Annotated in this window: 17 protein-coding genes and 3 tRNA genes; 9 read left to right on the forward strand and 11 right to left on the reverse strand. The window is 63.1% G+C overall.

Annotated elements, in window-relative coordinates:
- Positions 1 to 49: 49 nt before the first annotated feature.
- The 6 genes from CLAM6_RS12210 to glpK form a co-directional block, all read right to left on the reverse strand.
- Positions 50 to 126 (reverse strand) — tRNA-Val (locus CLAM6_RS12210).
- A 50-nt stretch (positions 127 to 176) separates the two neighbouring features.
- Positions 177 to 253: transfer RNA gene (locus CLAM6_RS12215), tRNA-Val, on the reverse strand.
- Between the two features lie 37 nt (positions 254 to 290).
- Positions 291 to 367: transfer RNA gene (locus CLAM6_RS12220), tRNA-Val, on the reverse strand.
- A 347-nt stretch (positions 368 to 714) separates the two neighbouring features.
- Positions 715 to 1437 carry an MIP/aquaporin family protein gene (locus CLAM6_RS12225; RefSeq protein WP_082388956.1) on the reverse strand — a complete coding sequence of 241 codons (723 nt, stop codon included), beginning with the start codon at positions 1435 to 1437 and terminating at the stop codon, positions 715 to 717.
- Between the two features lie 216 nt (positions 1438 to 1653).
- Complete coding sequence (locus CLAM6_RS12230) at positions 1654 to 2376, reverse strand: MIP/aquaporin family protein (RefSeq protein WP_052384798.1); 723 nt, start codon at positions 2374 to 2376, stop codon at positions 1654 to 1656.
- 2 nt (positions 2377 to 2378) lie between these two features.
- Positions 2379 to 3911: a glycerol kinase GlpK gene (gene glpK, locus CLAM6_RS12235; protein ID WP_052384799.1), complete on the reverse strand. Its 1533-nt coding sequence runs from the start codon at positions 3909 to 3911 to the stop codon at positions 2379 to 2381.
- 470 nt (positions 3912 to 4381) lie between these two features.
- Here glpK and CLAM6_RS12240 point away from each other — a divergent pair, with 470 nt between their 5' ends.
- Positions 4382 to 5173, forward strand: coding sequence for a DeoR/GlpR family transcriptional regulator (locus CLAM6_RS12240; protein WP_153636253.1), 792 nt, complete (start codon positions 4382 to 4384; stop codon positions 5171 to 5173).
- A 610-nt stretch (positions 5174 to 5783) separates the two neighbouring features.
- Positions 5784 to 7286, forward strand: a complete 1503-nt coding sequence (gene glpD / locus CLAM6_RS12245) for a glycerol-3-phosphate dehydrogenase (RefSeq protein ID WP_153636254.1) — start codon at positions 5784 to 5786, stop codon at positions 7284 to 7286.
- Positions 7287 to 7391: 105 nt separating this feature from the next.
- On the opposite strand, the gene CLAM6_RS12250 is transcribed toward glpD, so the two are convergent.
- Positions 7392 to 8783, reverse strand: a complete 1392-nt coding sequence (locus CLAM6_RS12250) for a class II fumarate hydratase (RefSeq protein WP_153636255.1) — start codon at positions 8781 to 8783, stop codon at positions 7392 to 7394.
- Positions 8784 to 9354: 571 nt separating this feature from the next.
- Between CLAM6_RS12250 and CLAM6_RS12255 the strand changes: the two genes are divergently transcribed.
- Positions 9355 to 10674 (forward strand): FUSC family protein, encoded by a 1320-nt coding sequence (locus tag CLAM6_RS12255; protein WP_153636256.1) that lies wholly within the window; start codon positions 9355 to 9357, stop codon positions 10672 to 10674.
- The gene (gene nadB / locus CLAM6_RS12260; RefSeq protein ID WP_153636257.1) at positions 10671 to 12377 is read left to right on the forward strand and encodes an L-aspartate oxidase; all 1707 of its coding nucleotides are present in this window, start codon (positions 10671 to 10673) and stop codon (positions 12375 to 12377) included. The genes CLAM6_RS12255 and nadB overlap by 4 nt, the downstream gene beginning before the upstream one ends.
- 36 nt (positions 12378 to 12413) lie before the next feature.
- Here nadB and CLAM6_RS12265 read toward each other — a convergent pair whose 3' ends face one another.
- Entirely contained in the window at positions 12414 to 13028 is a 615-nt protein-coding gene (locus CLAM6_RS12265; RefSeq protein WP_153636258.1) for a hypothetical protein, read from the reverse strand.
- A gap of 205 nt (positions 13029 to 13233) precedes the next feature.
- Positions 13234 to 13509, reverse strand: coding sequence for an FAD assembly factor SdhE (locus tag CLAM6_RS12270; RefSeq protein ID WP_043335628.1), 276 nt, complete (start codon positions 13507 to 13509; stop codon positions 13234 to 13236).
- A 269-nt stretch (positions 13510 to 13778) separates the two neighbouring features.
- Between CLAM6_RS12270 and CLAM6_RS12275 the strand changes: the two genes are divergently transcribed.
- The 3 genes from CLAM6_RS12275 to lapB all read left to right on the forward strand — a co-directional run bounded on the left by CLAM6_RS12275 (position 13779) and on the right by lapB (position 15802).
- Positions 13779 to 14075, forward strand: a complete 297-nt coding sequence (locus CLAM6_RS12275) for an integration host factor subunit beta (RefSeq protein WP_043335630.1) — start codon at positions 13779 to 13781, stop codon at positions 14073 to 14075.
- A 242-nt stretch (positions 14076 to 14317) separates the two neighbouring features.
- Positions 14318 to 14623: a lipopolysaccharide assembly protein LapA domain-containing protein gene (locus tag CLAM6_RS12280; RefSeq protein ID WP_054555462.1), complete on the forward strand. Its 306-nt coding sequence runs from the start codon at positions 14318 to 14320 to the stop codon at positions 14621 to 14623.
- Positions 14624 to 15802, forward strand: a complete 1179-nt coding sequence (gene lapB / locus CLAM6_RS12285; protein ID WP_043335632.1) for a lipopolysaccharide assembly protein LapB — start codon at positions 14624 to 14626, stop codon at positions 15800 to 15802.
- 147 nt (positions 15803 to 15949) lie between these two features.
- On the opposite strand, the gene CLAM6_RS12290 is transcribed toward lapB, so the two are convergent.
- Complete coding sequence (locus tag CLAM6_RS12290; protein WP_153636259.1) at positions 15950 to 17413, reverse strand: sodium-dependent transporter; 1464 nt, start codon at positions 17411 to 17413, stop codon at positions 15950 to 15952.
- 448 nt (positions 17414 to 17861) lie between these two features.
- Here CLAM6_RS12290 and CLAM6_RS12295 point away from each other — a divergent pair, with 448 nt between their 5' ends.
- Together CLAM6_RS12295 and CLAM6_RS12300 are read left to right on the forward strand one after the other, a co-directional pair.
- Positions 17862 to 18515, forward strand: coding sequence for a potassium channel family protein (locus CLAM6_RS12295; RefSeq protein WP_153636260.1), 654 nt, complete (start codon positions 17862 to 17864; stop codon positions 18513 to 18515).
- Positions 18512 to 19906, forward strand: a complete 1395-nt coding sequence (locus CLAM6_RS12300) for a TrkH family potassium uptake protein (protein WP_153636261.1) — start codon at positions 18512 to 18514, stop codon at positions 19904 to 19906. The genes CLAM6_RS12295 and CLAM6_RS12300 overlap by 4 nt, the downstream gene beginning before the upstream one ends.
- A 137-nt stretch (positions 19907 to 20043) precedes the next feature.
- Here the strand turns inward: CLAM6_RS12300 and ihfA are convergent, their stop codons facing one another.
- Positions 20044 to 20400, reverse strand: coding sequence for an integration host factor subunit alpha (gene ihfA / locus CLAM6_RS12305; RefSeq protein WP_107336300.1), 357 nt, complete (start codon positions 20398 to 20400; stop codon positions 20044 to 20046).
- Position 20401 lies beyond the last annotated feature (1 nt).

Here is a 20401-nt window from a genome sequence, read left to right on the forward strand (position 1 = left end):
CACGCACACGAAAACGCCCGACTCGATGAGCCGGGCGTTTTCTGGAATCTGGTAGGACCAGGCGGATTTGAACCGCCGACCTCCACGATGTCAACGTGGCGCTCTAACCAACTGAGCTATGGTCCTGAAGTGTGGCAGATGACACAGGAACACTTGAAACATACCGTGGAACGGCTTGGTAGGACCAGGCGGATTTGAACCGCCGACCTCCACGATGTCAACGTGGCGCTCTAACCAACTGAGCTATGGTCCTGAATCAAGTGGCGCGATGTTGCCATCAGTGCCGATGCTGGTAGGACCAGGCGGATTTGAACCGCCGACCTCCACGATGTCAACGTGGCGCTCTAACCAACTGAGCTATGGTCCTATGTCAGCATGCTGAAACGCGAAGCAGTGTGATGCGAAGTGCTTTGCCCTGTCAGCGAGGACGTATTCTACGCAACTCCCGTTTTGATGCAACCCCCTGATGATAAAAAATTTTCTCGCCATTCCGCCTTGCCATGATCAGGTAAAAAGAACGGACACAGAGCGGGCACGGATCGGCCGCGCGTGCGGCACGCAAGCGAGGCACGTCATCGCGGTCAGGCCTGAAAAGAACTCACCCGGTCTGATCTGTTCTGTTCTGCCCTACGCCGCCAGCCACTCTTGCCGAATGGCACAAGGTTGGCTGGCAGCGCACGGACACGACAATGACTGGCCGCAGCATCTCGACTGCTAGAGGAAGACCCGACGCAGCACAGCTGCCAACACGGCCCCCAGCAAGGGACCGGCGATCGGCACCCAGGCATACTGCCAGCCCGAACTGCCCTTGCCGGCAATCGGCAACACCCAATGCGCGATGCGCGGCGCCAGGTCACGCGCCGGGTTCATCGCGTTGCCGGTCGGCCCACCCAGTGACAGGCCGATCGCCCAGACCAGCACACCGATCAGATACGGCAGCGCCTGATCGGTGATCAGCGCGCTGTCAACCATGCTGCCGATGGCGAAGATGAGCACCACCGTCGCGATCGCTTCACTGATGACATTGGCCGTCTTGTTGGCCACTGCCGGATCAGTACAGAAGACCGCGCGTTTGCGCAGCGGGTCTCGGGTCACCTCCCAATGCGGGTAATAGGCCGCCCACACCAGTACCGCCCCCATGAAGCAGCCGAGCAGCTCCGCCAGCATCATCCTGGCGACCTTGAGCTCGTCGGTATGCACGCCCAGCAGGTATTTCGCGATCGTCACCGCCGGATTGAGATCGCCGTAGGGCGACCCTGTCGAGGTCGAGACCAGCACCCCGACCATCACGGCAAATCCCCAGCCGGCATTGATCATCAACCAGCTGGAACCCGCTCCCTTGGTGCCCCTGAGCATCGCATTGGCGACCACGCCACCTCCCAGCAGAATCATGAAGGTAGTGCCCAGAAACTCGCCCGTCATGACGTCAGTCCACATCTTGATGACCTCCGCCACTTGCCCCCTGTCAGTCGTCTACCGCCACCTCTCGCCCGCACGAACGCGCCCCATGACGATGGAGTGGTGCTATCGCCGGGTGATGGCAAGAAAAGGCGGAGACCCGAAATGACTTCGCCCCGTCGAGGGACGGGGCGAAGTCAGGCTACAGTGCCACAGGTGCAGGGGGCTGCTCCAGCGGATTGCGGCAAGGATTTGTTACAGCAGCAGATGCCACATGGAGGCCGCGATCAAGGCCCCCGCCAGGGGGCCGGCGATCGGCACCCAGGCATACCCCCAGCCGGAGGCGCCCTTGCCGTGGATCGGCAACAAGGAGTGCGCGATACGCGGGCCCAGATCACGTGCCGGGTTGATGGCATAACCGGTCGCGCCACCCAGCGAGAGGCCGATGGCCCATACCAGCATGCCGACCAGATACGGCAGCAGGCCAGCGCTGATGGTGCCGGAACCGACGATGGCGCCGATACCGAAGATCAGCACCACGGTCCCGATCACTTCGCTGAGCATGTTGCCCAGACGACACTCGACTGCCGGGTCCGTGCAGAACACCGCCCGCTTGAGGCCAGCATCGCTGGTGCGCTTCCAGTGCGGCAGATAAGCCAGCCACACCATCACGGCACCGGCGAAACAACCGAGCATCTGTGCGATGACATGCCGCGCCACATCCATGAGGGTGGCATGCACCCCGAGCAGATACTTGGCCAGCGTCACCGCCGGATTGAGGTCTGCCTGGGGCGAACCGGTCGAGACGGCCACGAATACGCCGATCATCACGGCAAAGCCCCAGCCGGTGGTGATCACGATCCAGCCGGAACCATTGCCCTTGGTGTCAGACAACACCACATTGGCGACCACGCCACCGCCGAACAGGATAAGGAACAGACAGCCGAGAAACTCGCCTGTCATGACATCGGTCCACATGCTCAGTGGCCTCCGTCGCTTTTCACTCTTTCCACCGCTTCCAGCCAGCCGGCGTAGAGGCGCTCACGCTGCTCTTCCGCCATTTCCGGGGCGAAGGTACGTTCGCAATGCCACAGCTCGCTGATCTCATCCAGGCTTTCATACCAGCCGATATGCAGGCCAGCCAGATACGCGACGCCCAGCGCCGTGGTTTCCAGCACGCGCGGACGATCCACCTTCACGCCCAGCATGTCAGACAGGAACTGCATCACCCAGTTGTTGCTGACCATGCCGCCATCCACGCGCAGATTCGCGCAGTTGATGGCCACGTCATCCAGCATGCACTCCTGCAGGTCACGCGTCTGATAGCACACCGACTGCAGGCCGGCTGCCACGATATCGGTGATGCCGGTGCCACGGGTCAGCCCCAGAATCGCGCCACGCGCCTGCGGATCCCAGTGCGGCGCACCCAGGCCAGTGAAGGCCGGCACCATGTAGACGCCGTGGTCGGCCTTGGCCGCACGCGCCAGCGGTTCGGTCTCGGAGGCATCGGAGAACAGCTTCAGGCCATCACGCAGCCACTGCACGGTTGCGCCCGCCACGAAGATGCTGCCTTCCATGGCATAGGTCGGCTTGCCATTGAGGCGATAGCCCACCGTGGTCAGCAGACGATTGCGGGACAGCTCCATCTTCTCGCCGGTGTTCATGATCATGAAGCAGCCGGTGCCGTAGGTGCTCTTGCTCATGCCGGGCGTGAAACAGGCCTGGCCGACCAGCGCCGCCTGCTGATCGCCAGCCACGCCGCGAATCGGCATCGCCGCACCGAACAGCTGCGGGTCGGTGGTGCCGAAATCATCACTGGAATCCAGCACTTCCGGCAGCAGGCTTTCCGGGATACCGAACAGCTCCAGCAGCTCGCTGTCCCAGCACTGATCGACGATGTTGAAGAGGCAAGTACGCGAGGCGTTGGTGGCATCGGTGACGTGACGCTTGCCGGCGGTCAGCTTCCAGATCAGATAGCTGTCGACGGTACCGAAGGCCAGCTCGCCCTTCTCGGCGCGTGCGCGAACGCCTTCGACATTCTCGAGAATCCAGCGCAGCTTGGTCGCGGAGAAATACGGGTCGATCAGCAGACCGGTCTTCTGCTGGATCATGTCACCATGACCGGCATCGGAAAGCTCACGACAGTACTCGTGGGTACGGCGGTCCTGCCAGACGATGGCGTTGTAGACCGGCACGCCGGTCTCGCGGTCCCAGACGATGGTGGTCTCACGCTGGTTGGTGATCCCGATGGCGGCCACCTGCTCGGCGCCGACATTGGTGTTGATCAGCGACTGACGCACGGTGCGCTTCACCGACCCCCAGATATCATCGACGTTGTGCTCGACCCACCCGCTGTCCGGGAAATGCTGCGGGAATTCTTCCTGGGCCAGACCTGTCACCGTCCCTTCACGATCGAACAGGATGGCGCGGGAGCTGGTGGTACCCTGGTCGATCGCGAGAATGCGCGTGGGTCCATCGACGCGAGAGTCTTTCTCTGGCTTGGGGCTAGACATTATGACTGTCCTTGGCTTCGAGGCTGCTTCTGAGAGTACACGTCAGCGGAGACTGCGGTACTTCACTATATTGGCTCGGGTATCATGTGAGGGCGACAGGAGAAAGCGGGTTGGCTTTGTCCTCATCGCGCTTGGCAGGCGCAGCGAGAACACTTCCTCTTGAACCATCACAACCGAACACGAAATGTTCGTCTTCGAATATCGCTGCAAACGTTAGCGCCAAATGCGCGCTATCACAAACGTATTACCAATCAATATCATTGTACCTTGGTCTCATGTCCATTGCGCCGACATGGCCTGTTGCAGCTTCGCAACACCTTGACGCCATTCGTCAAATTGCACTGACGCCCCCCTGTTGGATTAGGATGTACCCTCACTGGACGACCCCACTCCCCAACGGCAACCGTGATGCGCACTTGCTGACATGAAGTGAACTCACGTTCCGCAGCCGCTGACAACAAGAGAGCAGGATGATGCAGCCAAAGCGCCATCGCGCCATTGTCGAACTGATCACGCGTCAGGGATATGCCTCCATCGAGCAGCTGGCCAGTCACTTCGAGGTCACGCCGCAGACCATTCGTCGCGACCTCAATCAGCTGTCCGAGGCCGGCGCGCTCAAGCGCGTGCACGGGGGCGCGGGGCTTGAGTCCAGCACCGTCAGCACCGCCTACAGCACCCGCAAGACATTGAACCTGGGCGCCAAGCGGCGCATGGCGGCCGCCCTGGCCAGGCAGATTCCTGACCACGCCTCGCTGTTCATCAACATCGGCACCAGCAACGAGATGGTGGCCGAGGCGCTGTGTGATCACCACGGGCTTGAGGTCATCACCAACAATCTGAACGTGGCGGCCATCCTCCAGCACAAGGAGGATTTCAATGTCATCGTGGCCGGCGGCATGGTGCGTTCCCGCGATGGCGGCATCATCGGCGAGGCCACCATCGACTTCATCAACCAGTTCAAGGTCGACTTCGGGATTATCGGCATCAGCGGCATCGATGAAGATGGCTCGCTGCTGGAATTCGACTATCAGGAAGTGCGTGTCGCCCAGGCGATCATCCACAACTCACGCCAGGTCTTCCTGATCGCGGATCACTCCAAGTTCCAGCGCAATGCGGTCGTGCGCCAGGGCAACCTGAGCCAGCTCGATGCGCTCTTCACCGATATCCAGCCCCCGGAAAGCATCCTGACCCTGATGCGTCAGCACGAGGTCGCGCTGCATGTCGCCGGTGACGAGTCGCCGGACGAGAGTGGTGGCGCTTGAGCTCGATGACGCGTCACCCAGCCCACTAGTCGTCTCGCAACCGACTCATCTCATAATCAGGTCATCGCGCAATCAAGGGCCAGGCAATACGCCGTCGTGCAGCCTGGCCCAGCTCTCATCCCTTATCCCTCGCCCCCCTTTTCCTTCTTGCCCCTTTCCTTCTTCCCCCTCGCCCCTTTTCCCCCTTTTGCCCCCTTTGCACCGATGCAACCTCGCATATCACGAATGCTGCCCAGCTGCTGACTGTCCACTGCCCAGTGGCGCCGTTTCGTCTCCGTATATCGTGTCATGACGCTTGATCCGTCACTGCGGGCATCGCCTGCGCCGCCCGCGCGGCAACATGACAGCCAGGCGCTTCATGAAAATGTCACGCCATGATCAGAGACTGAGAAAAAACACCGGCAAGACAACAGGTTGAATATCAGGCAATCCTCAGTTGCCAGACACTCGCCCAAATGATCATTTCCGAAAGCCATCAGCGCAGAAGAATCCCCTTGATGTTCGACTTTTGCTAAGCTATGTTCACTTTCGAAAACCTATTATCGCGCACCTTGCCGGTGCAGACTCATTCGCCCCACCCGGTAGCGCCGGGCACGAGCAGGAGCAGCCCATGTCCCGCGACAACGATGCACTTCTTGACCTCTTCATCATCGGCGGCGGCATCAATGGCGCCGGTATCGCCAACGATGCCAGCGGCCGCGGCCTGAGCGTGGCCCTGTGCGAGCAGAACGACCTCGCCAGTGCGACCTCCTCCGCCAGCAGCAAGCTGATCCACGGCGGCCTGCGCTACCTGGAGCACTACGAATTCCGTCTGGTGCGCGAAGCCCTGCAGGAGCGCGAGGTACTGCTCAAGAAGGCGCCGCATATCATCTGGCCGCTGCGCTTCATCCTGCCGCACCAGCCGCATCTGCGTCCGGCATGGATGATTCGCGCGGGCCTGTTCCTGTATGACCACATCGGCAAGCGCGAGACCCTGCCAGCCTCCAAGGGCCTCAAGTTCGGCGAGCAGAGCCCGCTGGTCAGCGAGATCAACCAAGGCTTCGAATACTCGGATTGCTGGGTCGATGATGCCCGTCTGGTCATCACCAATGCACTGCAGGCGCGCGAGCAAGGCGCCGAGATCATGACGGGCACCCGCTGTGTCGGCGCCCGTGATGTCGAGGGCCACTGGGAGCTGACACTTGAAGATGTCAGCAGCGGCGAGACTTTCATCCGCCGCGCACGCACCCTGGTGAATGCGGCAGGCCCGTGGGTGGAGTCCTTCATCAAGGGCGCCACCGAACGCACGCCGCGCTACGGCATCCGCATGATCCAGGGCAGCCACCTGATCGTGCCGCGCATCAACACCGACGACCGCGCCTTCATCCTGCAGAACAAGGACAAGCGCATCGTCTTCGTGCTGCCCTATCAGGAAGACTTCAGCCTGATCGGCACCACCGACGTGCGCTACAAGGGCGACCCCTCCGAGGTGGCCTGCTCCAGCGATGAGACCGACTACATGCTCGAGGTGGTCAACCATCACTTCAAGCGCAAGCTGAGCCGCGAGGACGTGGTCTCGACCTTCTCCGGCGTGCGCCCGCTGTGCGACGACGAGTCGGCAGACCCGTCCGCGATGACGCGTGATTACACCCTGCATCTGGATGACAGCGGCGCACCGATGCTGTCCATCTTCGGCGGCAAGATCACCACCTATCGCAAGCTGGCCGAATCGGCACTCGAAGACCTCAAGCCGCTGCTGCCGAGCATGGGCGAGCCGTGGACCCACGAGAAGGCCCTGCCAGGAGGGGACATCGAGAGCCGCGCAGCCTTCACCCGCCAGCTGCAGCGCGACTACCCGTTCCTCGGCGAAGCACGCGCCCGACGCTTCGCCTCAAGCTACGGCAGCCTGTGCCTGCACTTCCTCGACGGCAAGAAGAGCGAGGCGGAGCTGGGCGAGGACTTCGGCGCAGGCCTGAGCGCCGCCGAGATCGACTACCTGGTCGAGCACGAATGGGCGCGTGAGGTGCAGGACGTCGTCTGGCGCCGCACCAAGCTGACGCTGCGCCTGAGCGATGAGCAGAAGACGCGCATCGGCGACTATCTCAAGGAACGCCTGCTGGCACGCGCCGCCTGATGAAAACCGGCTGAGCCAGCAGCAAAAGAAAGCCCGCCCCTCCGGCAAGGAGGGGCGGGCTTTTCGTTCAGGGACAGGCGGAATTTTAGGTCATGTATTGACGACTTACTGGATACCGCCCGCCGTCAGCTTGGCCGGATCGAGCAGACGCTCCAGCTCCTCGCGTGACAGCTCAGTCTCTTCCTCGGCCACATCCAGAATCGGACGCCCGGCCTGATAGGCCACCTTGGCCACTCGCGCCGCCTCGTTGTAACCGATCACCGGATTGAGCGCCGTGACCAGAATCGGATTCTTGGCCAGCGGTGCCTCGATGTTGTCCTGACGCACGTTGAAGGTGGCAATGGCCTTGTCCGCCAGCAGGCGGCTGACATTGGCACTCAGCGTGATCGAGGACAGCAGGTTGTTGGCGATCAGCGGCAGCATGACATTGAGCTGGAAGTTGCCGCTCTGCCCGGCGATGCCGATGGTGGCGTCATTGCCCATCACCTGCGCCGCCACCTGGGCGGCCGCCTCGGGAATCACCGGATTGACCTTGCCCGGCATGATGGAGCTGCCCGGCTGCAGAGCCTCAAGCTCGATCTCGCCCAGCCCTGCCAGCGGGCCGGAATTCATCCAGCGCAGGTCGTTGCTGATCTTCATCATCGCCACGGCGTAGGTACGCAGATGGCCGGAGAGCTCGACTGCCGTGTCCTGGGAGGACAGCGCCGCGAAGAAGCTCTCGGCGGGACGGAAGGCATGGCCGGTCTGGTGCGAGAGGCGGTCGGCGATGCGCTCGGCGAATTCCGGATGCGCGTTGATGCCACTGCCGACGGCGGTGCCGCCCTGGGCGAGGCGCTCCAGGCGCGGCAGCACCTGCTCGATGCGCTCGATGGCCTGCCCGACCTGCGCCTGCCAGGCACCCAGCTCCTGACTCATGCGAATCGGCATCGCATCCATCAGGTGAGTGCGGCCGGTCTTGACGACATCGTCCACTTCAGAGGCCTTGCGGGAGATCACCTCATGCAGATGGCGCAGCGCCGGCAACAGGGTGTCCGCGACTGCGATGACGGCGGACAGATGAATGGCCGTCGGGATGACATCATTGCTCGACTGCCCCATGTTGACGTGGTCGTTGGCGCCGACGGTCACGTCCTTGTCGCCCAGATGCTGATTGGCAAGCTGCGTCAGCACCTCGTTGACGTTCATGTTGGTCGAGGTGCCGGAACCGGTCTGGAAGACATCGACCGGGAATTGATCGGCATGCTCGCCGTCGATGATCTGGCGTGCCGCCTTGATGATCGCCTCGGCACGCACGTCATCCAGCAGCTCCAGGTCACGGTTGACCTCGGCCGCGGCCAGCTTGATACGCGCCACGGCACGAATGAAGGCAGCAGGCAACGGCTGGCCACTGACGGGGAAGTTGTCGACCGCTCGCTGAGTCTGGGCGCCATAGAGTGCGCTGGCCGGCACTTCGAGTTCACCCATGCTGTCGCGTTCACGGCGGGTCTGGCTGCTCATGCTTGTCTCCCTGTGCTGTTGCATATGACGTCGCACCTGGCTGGCGTCACTGATGGGCGGCTGGCAACAACGTGATCAATGACCTGATCGCCAGCTTCGATCCCCTGATGATCACTTGGGGACGTACAGGATACCAATCAAGCCGCTTGATGAGAGTGATTACCAATAACAATCGCCATTTTTCGATCTTTCCCTTTGATGGCGCGCTCTCTGTACGCATCTCTCGTTGCCTGTTCCTCTTACCTCCCCTCTCTTGCTCGATCTCTCTTGAGCGGGCTCTCATGACCGCCCTCCGGTCTCTGCCCTGAGCGCCATCAGTAGCATTCGCAGAGCAAGGGCGCAGCGTCACAGTGCGCCGCAAGGGCCTGAAAGCCTCTGGGACGACCTTGAGGGGTCGGTTACACTGTGCAGCGCTTCCACCATGGTCATGGCCCCCTTGGCCACGCCTCTTGAATCCTGTCGACGGAATGACCGCGAACCTGATGTCCACCTCTTCGCTGCTGAAACCCGCCGTGTGTGCGGTGCGCCCCATCCCTCACTTCCTCGTGCCAGCCGGAGGGGAGATCGCATCATGAAATGGTTCTCGCACAACCCTTACTTCACCTACCTGCACCGCCAGCGCCTGCATATCCTGCGCGTGACCGTCGCCCTGACGCTGTGCTTTTCCATCATCGAGCTGTTCAGCCTGCCGCACAGTTCCTGGGCATTGGTCAGCACCGTGATGGTCATGGGCAACCTGCCCCACGTCGGCGGTGTCATCGACAAGGGCTGGCAACGTCTGGTCGGCACCCTGCTTGGCGGCCTGTGGGGCCTGATATTGATTCTGGTCGCCGAGCCGCTGCCGGGCGTGGTGCCCTTCTGGAGCATCGTCGGCATCGCCCTGGCACTGAACGCCACCTTCAGCAATCGCTATGGCTACAGCTCGCTGCTGTTCTGCGTCACGCTGCTGATGGTGATCGGTGATGGCAATCATGATCTCGGCATCGGGCTATGGCGCGTCTTCAATGTGGTGCTGGGCACCCTGATCAGCATCGTGGTCAGCATGGTGCTGCTGCCCCAGAAGGCGACGGATGTCTTCCGCTTCCTGCTGGCCGACAACCTCGACAAGCTGGCACGCCTCTACCACGGTCATACCAAGGCCGAGCGTGAGGGCGTCAATGAGGGGCTCGCGCTGGTGCGTGCCACCTCGGCACAGCTGGTCAAGCAGCGCGGGCTGGTCGATGCCGTCGCTCAGGAAGGCCGCATCAATCGTGCCGACATCGAGGAAATCCTGTCCTTCGAGCGCCGCATGATCTCGACCATCGAACTGCTGCAGGAAACCCACTGGAACACCCGCGAGGGGCATGAATTCATCGAGGGGCTGGATGGCCTGCGCGATGCCCAGCATCGTCTGGCCCGCGCGCTTGGCACCCTGGCCTTTCAGGTGCGCACCGGCCAGAGCATTGAACTGACGGTGACGCCCTTCGACCTGCAACGCTATGCCGATGTCCGCAATGTCGAGAGCCGCAACGGCCGCGCGCTGTTCAGCCCGGCAGGCTACCTGTGGCTCAATCGCGAGCTGGCACGCCTGACCGAAGCCCTGGGCGAGCGCCTGGCCTTGCTGGAGCGGCTGCCGAGCCAGCGCCTGCAACGCCGACTGCCGGGCCATGGCCTGATCAGTGATGCACGCCGCCTGTTCCTGCCGGAAGACCCGACACCGGGCGATACGGCAGCCCCCACCAGGCGCGAGAACAGCGCTGGCGAGCATCACTCTTCGGTCGGCAAAGCGCCGGCCAGCAAAGCGCCGGCGAGTGATGACAGCATCAGTGACAACAGCAGCGATGAGCCAGACCGCCACGACAGGCGCCAGCCGGACTCGGCCGGCAATGAGACTGCCAGGAAAGACACATGAACTCAGTATCCGGAGTGACTCCCGCAAGCCAGCATGACGTGCTGATCGTCGGTGGCGGCGCGGCAGGTTTGACCCTGGCACTCAGCCTCGCCAATCGCCTGCCACCCGGCCCGCGCACCCGCCGCGTCACGCTGTTGCGTCCGGCGCGTGAGGCACAGGGCGCCAGCCGCTGGGCGCAGGGCGGTATCGCGGCGGTGCTGGCGCCCGAGGACGATGTGGAATCCCATGTCGCCGACACCCTGATTGCCGGCGATGGCCTGTGCAACGAGCGCGCGGTGCGCTTCACCGTCGGCCACTCGCGGGAGGCCATCGAATGGCTGATCGCGCTTGGCGTGCCCTTCACCCCGGCCGACGCCGACGCCAGCTACCCCTTCCACCTCACCCGTGAAGGCGGGCATGGTCGCCGCCGCATCATCCACGCCGCCGACGCCACCGGGCGAGCGCTGCTCGATACGCTCAGCGCCCACGTCGAAGCCCACCCGAACATCGAGATTCTCGAAGACCTGCTGGCCGTCGACATCGCGGTCAACGCCGGCCGCGCCAGTGGTCTATGGGTGATGGATGGTACGGGCCAGCGCCAATGGCTGGCAGCCAATGACCTGGTACTGGCTACCGGCGGTGCCAGCGGCCTGTTCGCCCACGCCACCAGCCCGAGCGCCAGCGTCGGTGATGGCATGGCGATGGCGACCCGCGCCGGCGCCAGCCTGATGAACCTGGAGTTCCAGCAGTTTCATCCCACCTGCCTGTATGACCCCGATGGCACGCCCTTTTTGATCTCCGAGGCGGTACGGGGTGAAGGGGGACTGCTGCTGCGCCCGGATGGGCATCGTTTCATGGCCGATCATGATCCGCGCCTGGAGCTGGCGCCGCGTGATGTCGTGGCACGTGCCATCCTCGCCGAGATGCGCACGCACGGCCTCGAGCATGTCTGTCTGGATATCAGCGCGCTGGGGGCCGAGGCGATCGAGCACCACTTCCCGACCATCGCCGAGCACTGCCTGGCACGCGGGATCGATATTCGTCATGCACCAATTCCCGTCGTCCCTGCCGCCCACTACAGCTGCGGCGGCATCGCCACCGGACTGGATGGCGCCAGCGACCTGCCCGGGCTGTGGGCCATCGGCGAAGTCGCCTGCACGGGCCTGCACGGCGCCAATCGCATGGCCAGCAACTCGTTGCTCGAGTGCCTGGTGCAGGCGCGCGCCTGTGGTGAAGCACTTGGGCAGCCGCGCCGCGCAGACGAGCCACGTCTGATCAGCACGCTCGACTCGCTGATGCCGCAGCACGCCACCCTGCTCACACAGCTTGCAGACAATGGTCAGGTCTGGCGCTGCGTGATGCGTCTGAGCGCCGACGAGGCGCGCACGCGCCTGCACAGCTTGCGCCAGCTGATGAGTCTGCAAGCGGGGATCGAGCGCAGCCAGCACGGCCTGAGGGAGGCGTTGAAGCAGATAGCGCAGTGGGTCTCGCTGGAGGCGGGGCAAACGGCGGAGGCCGAGCAGCACAGGCAAGCTTCAGCGCCGCGTGCAGGGCTCGATCATCTTGCGCTCTATCAGGCCCTGACGCTGGCACCGCTGCTGCTGCTGTGCGCCCATCAGCGCCATGAGTCACGTGGCCTGCACTTCATCCGCGACTTCCCGATGCCGGCGCCGCGTGCCCGCGATAGCGTCATTCGGCTCTCGGCCTTCGCTGCCGCGATCTGAGCGGCTCTTGAGAAGGCTTAAGGCCCATGAGCAGGCTCAGCGTGGGCGGCAGCCCTGGGCAGCGACGCGCCGCAGGGTCTCCAATGGCGGCGGCTGACGCGGCAAGCCATGCGGCAAGGGCGGCCACAGCAACCACAGCCGCAGCTGGTGAAGGTCTTCGCTGGAGGCGCTATCCGGCCACAGCCATACCCGCTGCGTTTTCAGGTGCTGCTGCTGGCCCGCGTCCTGCGCTCTCAAGCCCTGTAGCTCCATCCCCTGTGGCCCCACCCCCTGTGGTCCGAAGCCCTGCGGCGAGATCTCGAGCCCCAGCAGACGTGGTGAGCACCACAGGCAGCGCACGTTGACGGGCTGCCAGCTGCGTGAGGCACCATCGGCCCACCACCAGCAGAGCTGCATCTCCGGGTGACGATGGCGTGCCTCTGACGCAGGCGGGATGTCGCTGGCTTCGGTCTCGGCTTCAGCCTCATGCTCCGGCACTGGCGCCTGGCCACCACCGCTGGCAAGCGCCGCATCGGCGCAGAGGCTGCCCCCCAGGGCCAGCCAGACTCGCGCCTCGGGGTCCTTGAGGCGCCGCCGAGCCTGGCGCCACCATGACACCAGCTCTGCGGCCTGCAGCAGCCAGCCCAGCCCCAACACGCTCAGCAGCGCCATGACACCATCCGGCAGCTGAGCGAGCCCCTCAAACACACAATGCCCCGCCTCGAAAGGCAGGGCATTGCGTAGAAATTGCCACTGACAGGTCCACCACGTACTGACAACCAACTGGCCAGTCGCCAGCTCGGCAAGCCAGACCCACAAGGCGAGACTTGCCGCCAACAGCCCGACGCGCAGGCTGGCGTGGGTCGCGAACGCCTGTCTAGAGGCCCTTGAACTGATCGCGCTCGCCATTCTCGGCATTGGCGATCACCATGTTGATCAGGCGCTGGTACTCGGCATTGCCGCACGGGTCGCGCTTCATCAGCCACACGAAGAGGTCCTGGTCCTCTTCGGCCAGCAGCTGCACATAGAGCGCCTTGTCGTCTTCGCTCAAGGCGTCGAAACGCTGCTCCAGAAACGGCAGCAGCAGCAGATCGAGCTCCCACATGCCGCGACGCGAATGCCAATGAAGCCGCTTGCGAATCACATCTTCCATTGCCTGAACCTCAGTCGTCACATCAATGCGCGCAGTATACCCGAGGGGGGCGCCAGCGGCATCCGTTGACCCGTTGCTCGGGCAGGAATTGGCAATCCGTGCCGTGATCGGCAATGATGTCCCTAGTGCGTTGTTTTCTCAGGATTTGCCCATTATGCTGAGGAGATAACAATCACAAGGATGCGTGTGCCTGTCCGGTGACAAGAGGTCGCCCGGCTGCCGCATCACGAACGCCTTTCGCGAGAAAGGTGCAGGCATGGAGAGATCCGATGACCAAGTCCGAGCTGATCGAACAGATAGCCATGCGACAGCCTGAGTTGTCGCTCAAGGATGTAGAGGCCGCGGTTCGCATCATCCTCGATGATGTGACAGACGCCCTGGCCCACGGCGGTCGCGTCGAGATTCGCGGTTTCGGCAGCTTCTCGCTGCACTACCGTGAGCCACGACTGGGGCGCAACCCCAAGACCGGTGAGCCGGTGGACCTGGATGGCAAGTTCGTCCCCCACTTCAAGCCCGGCAAGGAGCTGCGCGAGCAGGTCGATGCCAGTCGCGCCCTGGGGTATTGACGACAGCGCGACTGATGACAGTGCTGAAGACGACGGCGCGACTGACTGACAGCGCTGCCCGCAGAGGAAGACCCGGCGTGACGGGGCCGGCTGGCTCAGCGCCGGCCGACATCTGCTCAAGCCGTCATGCCAGAGACGACAGCCACCCACCTCACGGCGTCGCCGCCAAGACTCGCGCGATGGGCAGTGATACACTCGCTCCCAGATGATTCACGACTGCATTTCATGACAAGGAAACCGTTATGCGTTGGCTAAAAGGTCTCGTTCTGGCCGTGATCCTGCTGATCGTCCTGCTGGTCGGTATTCTCTTTGCCGTTCACAACCAGCAAGCCGTGCCCCTCGACCTCATCTGGGTAGAGCTGCCTGCTGCGTCCCTTTCCATGTGGCTGCTGTTCTCGCTGGCCGTCGGCGTCGTGCTTGGCATGGTCGCGATGACGGGCATGTACCTGCGCCTGCGCACGCTGTTGACCCGTGCCCAGCGTCGCAACCAGCAGCAACGCAAGGAACTGGACCAACTGCGCATCCAGGAGATCAAGGAAGTGGCATAAATGCCTGATCTGATATTGCTGGGATTGCTGATGGCGGCCATCGCCATCGGATTCTGGCTGGGGCGGCGTGATCGTCGCCCCGATGAACAAGCACCGGCTCCTGCCACCCTGTCCCGCGACTACTTCGTCGGCCTCAATCATCTGCTCAACGAGCAGCCTGATCGTGCCATCGAAACCTTCGTTCAGGCCCTGGAAGTCAACAGCGACACCGTCGATACCCACATCGCGCTGGGCAATCTCTATCGCAGTCGCGGCGAAGTCGATCGTGCCGTCAAGATTCACCAGAACCTGCTGGCCCGCCCTGCCCTGGATAGCGAACAGGGCGAGCGTGTCCAGCTGGAACTGGCCCGCGACTTCATGCGCAGCGGTGTCTATGACCGCGCCGAGAAGCTACTGGAAACCCTCCTCAAGCAAGCGCAGCACGACAGCCATCGGCGTGCCGGCCGCCGCCTGTTGATCGACCTCCTCGAGCGGGAACGCGAATGGGAGGCCGCACTCGAAGTCGCCCACGCCATTCTGCGCCAGGAAGGCGGCATCCGCCGCGCGGCGGCCCACTGGCACTGCGAACTGGCCGCGCTGGATATCGCCGAAGGTAGTCAGGCGATGGCCCGCAAGCGCCTCAAGCAGGCGCTCTCCACCGATGAGAAATGCGTACGCGCCAACTGGATGTTGGCCGAGATCGAATTCGATCATGCCAACTACAAGCAGTGCATCCGCCTGCTGCAGCGCATTCCACGTCAGGATACCGGCTTCACCCCCATCATCCTCGAGCCACTGGGCAACGCCTTTCGCATGCTGGATGACGAGAGCGGCCTGGTACGCCTGCTGCATCAGGAAGTCGAGCGCGCGCCCTACACCACGACAGTCATCAGCCTTGCGCAACTGATCGAGCGCCGCGAGGGTGTCGAGGCCGCTGCCAGCTTCGCCAGCGAGCAACTGCATCGTCACCCCAGCCTGCGCGGCGTCGACTATCTGCTCGATCTCTACCTGCTGGACGCCGATGAGCGCGAGACCGAGCGTTTCAATCTGCTCAAGCGTCATACCCAGCAACTGATCCAGGCGCGTCCTCGCCATCGCTGTCATCGCTGCGGCTTCGAAGCCTCGATGCTGCTCTGGCAATGTCCGAAGTGCCGCCACTGGGGCACGGTCAAGCCGATCACCGGCCTGGAAGGCGAGTAACGGCGCCAGCTGGCACACAGATACCAGCAGACAGACAGGCCACAGACATCAGAACGAAAAGCCCCCTGCAGCACGCTGCAGGGGGCTTTTTCATGCCGCTCTCATGACTACCGGGCTGGCGCTATCGAACTGATGCTAGCGAGCATATCAGCCCTGCTCGGCGGCACGCTCGCGCAGGCGCGGCGAGAGCAGCTCGCCCACGAGACAGGCTGCCAGGATGACGGCCACGAAATACGACCAGTCGCCGAATGACAGCTCTGCGACACCCAGGGCATCGACGAAGATCGCCAGGATGCAGACCGGGCTGACATAACGAATCATGAACAGCCACAGACGATAGCCGGCATCGCTCAGATTCAGCTCATCGCGCAGCATGCTGCTCTTGAAGACGAACCCGGCCAGCAGCGCCATGGCGATGCCACCGATCGGCATCATCCAGCGCGAGGTCAGGTAATCGAGCCAGTCGAAGAAGTGCTTGCCGGCCAGCGTCCAGTCCGCGCCGAGATTGAACGACAGCATCGCGAACATCGCCACCAGCCACAGCACGCTGCCGGCCAGCCACGAGGCCTTGGTACGGCTCATGTTGCGGTTCTCGCTCAGCCAGGCGACGGTCGCCTCGATCATCGAGATGGCAGAAGTCAGGGCGGCGATCGAGAGCATGGCGAAGAACAGCACCCCGAACAGCTGCCCGAAGGGCATCTGGTTGAAGGCCACCGGCAGACTCATGAAGATCAGCCCCGGCCCGGAGGACGGGTCCATGCCATTGGCGAAGATGATCGGGAAGATCGCCAACCCCGCCATCAGTGCCACCAGGGTATCGGCGATCGCCACCGTGAAGGTGGTGCGGGCGATGGAGGTGCCCGACGGCAGGTAGGAGCCGTAGGTGAGGATGGCACCGGAGGCCAGCGACAGGGTAAAGAAGGCATGCCCCAGCGCGGCCAGCACCCCTTCGCTGCTCAAGCGCGTGACATCGAAATCGAACAGGAAGTGGAAGCCTGCCGAGAAGTTGCCCGAGGTCAGGGCATAGCCGATCATGATCAGCAGCATGATCACCATGCCCGGCATCATCCAGCGCACGCTCTTCTCGACGCCTTCCTGCACCCCTCGCCCGACGATCAGCATCGTCACCACCGTCACCAGCGTGGCCCAGCCACCCAGCGCCCAGGGGTTGGCGTTGCCGGCCTCGAAGATGGCGCCCAGCTCCGCGACGCTGTGTCCGGACAACGCGCCACTGGCCATCTTCCACAGGTAACTGAACGACCACCCCGCCACCACGACATAGAACGACAGGATCATGAAGCCGGCCAGCATCGCGATCCAGCCGAAGACCTTCCACAACGGACTGGCCCCCGCCTCACGCGCCAGATTGGCAATCGCCTCGATGGGGCTGCCGCGCCCGCGCCGCCCGAAGGCGATCTCCGCCATCATCACGGGTACGCCCACGGCGAGAATGCAGGCCAGATACACCAGCACGAAGGCGCCTCCGCCGTACTCACCGGTGATATAGGGAAACTTCCAGATATTGCCCAGCCCTACCGCGGAACCGGTAGCTGCAAGGATGAAGCCCCAGCGACTGATCCAGAGATTCTTGGGTTGCTGTCTTGCCGTCATGGAATACCTTACGAGTTATTGTTGTGAGCCAGTGGTGATCGACGCAACGCCTGGCTGCCTTGGGTGCTCACACAGACCATTTTACTGATATGAAGCAGGTTCGTCCGCGATTCCCATCGAAAATCACCACGATTCCCTCAGAATTCCTCTGCGAAAACGCCATCACCACACGACGGCAATCACTCTACATTAGATGCTTCAAATTGGTAACATTTGAAACGATACCTGCCACTCAGGCCTGACAAGCAACCTCGCCTGAGACGCACCGCGCCGCAAAAGGACCCGACATCCCCGCATCACTGGAGTAGGCTCATTCAAGAGACGCCGACCAGAACGCTCTGGCTAGAGAGTGCTGGGCTAGAGAGTGCTGGGCCTGAGAGTGCCTGGCCAGAGAGCTTCTGGACAAAGAGCGTCTGGTCTCACCCAGCAGCGCAGACAAGGAGTCGTCATGCATCGTCAATTCGCGGTCATCGGACTGGGCTATTTCGGCAGCACCGTCGCGCGGGAGCTCAGGCGCCATGACCATGAAGTGCTCGGCGTGGATGCCGATGAGAAGCGCCTCAATGCCGTGGCAGACCTGCTCAATCAGGCCGTGATCGCGGACCCCACCGACGAACATGCCCTGCAGGAGCTGGGGCTTGAGCAGTACGACGCCGTCTTGATCGATCTGGCCGACTCGATGGAACAGAGCCTGATCTGCGCGCTGCTGGCCAAGGAGCTCGGCGCCAGGGAGCTGTGGGTCAAGGCCACCTCGGATGCACACCACAAGCTGCTCAGTCGTCTGGGAGTCGATCACATCGTGCATCCGGAGTACGACCTGGGCGTGCGCGTGGCGGAAAGCCTCGCCTACCATGCCATGGTCGACTTCATCCATCTCGGCGATCACCAGTTCGTGGTCGAGCTGGAGGTCAGTGCACGACTGGGCGATGACTGCCAGCAGCTCGATCAGCTGCCCATCGATGACGACATCAGCGTGATCGCGCTGCGCAAGGGCAAGACCCTCGATCGCCAACCCTCCGGCAACACGCGACTGGCCGCCGGCGACCATCTGGTCCTGATCGGCGAACTGAGCGCGCTGCGCAAGCTGGGAGCGCATCTATGAGGCAGCGCTACCGGCGCTATCTCCGCCCCCTGACCCGCAGCCCACGCGGGCCCATCATCCATCTGTCGCCGCCTGAGATTCTGCTGAGCGGCTTTCTGGGCCTCGGCATGCTAGGCGCCTGCCTGCTGAAACTGCCCGGCATACACCAGCAAGGGCTGAGCTGGCTGTCGGCGCTGTTCACCGCGACCTCTGCCATCACGGTCACCGGCCTCTCCGTCACTCCGCTCAGCGACTTCACCCTCGCAGGCCAGACCGTCGTGCTGGTACTGATCCAGCTCGGCGGTCTCGGCTTCATGACCATCGCCGCCCTGTCGCTGGTGATGCTGGGCCAGCGCCTGCCGATGCATCAGACCAGCTTGCTACGCGAGGCGCTCAATCGCAGCAGCTCACGCGAGATAGGCCGCCTGCTCAAGATCATCACCGCCTTTGCGCTGACGCTCGAGCTGGCAGGCGCCTCCTTGCTGGCGTTGGACTGGGTGCCCGAGTACGGCTGGCAGGAGGGCCTGTGGCTGAGCCTCTTCCACTCGGTCTCGGCCTTCAACAATGCCGGCTTCACCCTGTGGCCGGACAGCCTGATGCGCGACGCGGCCAATCCCCTGACCAGCGGCGTGATCGGCATCCTGTTCATGACTGGCGGTATCGGCTTTGCCGTCATCGGCGAGCTGCGCGAGCGGCGCCGCCAACATGGCTGGCGCGTATTGCTGCAGCCGTCACGCTTCTCGGTGCAGACACGCCTGGTGATCGAGGCCACCGTGGCACTCAACCTGCTGAGTCTGGTGGTGATACTGGCGCTTGAATGGCGCAACCCCGGCACGCTGGGCGCCATGGCCAGTCACGGCGAACGCCTGCTCGCCGCTGCCTTCATGGCCATCACACCGCGCACCGCCGGGTTCAGCGTCATCGATTCCACCGAGATGACACAAGCCTCGACCCTGTGGACCATGGCGCTGATGTTCATCGGCGGCGGCAGCGGCTCGACGGCCAGCGGCATCAAGTTGACCACCTTCGTGGTGCTGCTGCTGACCACACGTGCCTTTCTGCGCAGCGAGCCCTCCCCCACCCTGCATGGCCGCCGCATCGGCGATGACACCGTCTTCAAGTCGATCGCCGTGGCACTGGCGGCGATGCTGCTGATCTTCAGCATGCTGTTCGGCCTGACCATCACCGACCCGGACCACACATTCCTGTCGCTGGCCTTCGAGACCGTCTCGGCCTTCGGCACCGTCGGCCTGAGCCACGGCCTGACGCCCGAGCTCTCGCCCGGCGGGCAATTGCTGATCATCGCGACCATGCTGCTGGGACGCACCGGGCCACTCGCCCTCGGCTACCTGCTGGCGACCCGCAGCCGCCCCGGCATCAGCTATGCGCGCACCGAGCTCTCGATCGGCTGATGACGCACAGCGATAACACAAGAAACGACGCCTCAGAACGACGCCTCAGAACGACGAAAGCCCCGACGCAGGGCGTCGGGGCTTTCGTGAGCATGGTCACCCGCTCAGGGAGCGGCGGGTGAGGTCAGGCAATGACCTCAGTGATCATCATCATGATCATCGTGGTCATCATGCTCTTCAAGACGCTGATGTGCGTGCGTCTCGCCGTCGTACTCATCCACTCGGGCCTTGAGCTTCTGACCTGGGCGGAATGTCACCACGCGACGCGCGGAGATCGGAATCTCCTCGCCTGTCTTGGGATTGCGCCCCGGACGTTCGCGCTTGTCACGTAGATCGAAGTTGCCGAAACCGGACAGCTTCACCTGTTCATTTTCCCGCAGGCAACCGCGAATCTCGTCGAAGAATACCTCTACCATCGACTTGGCTTCGCGCTTGGACATGCCGAGTTCTGCGTGCAGATGCTCGGCAAGTTCCGCCTTGGTCAACGCTCCCATG

The organism is Cobetia sp. AM6, from assembly GCF_009617955.1.
GTDB classification, from domain to species: Bacteria; Pseudomonadota; Gammaproteobacteria; order Pseudomonadales; family Halomonadaceae; genus Cobetia; species Cobetia amphilecti.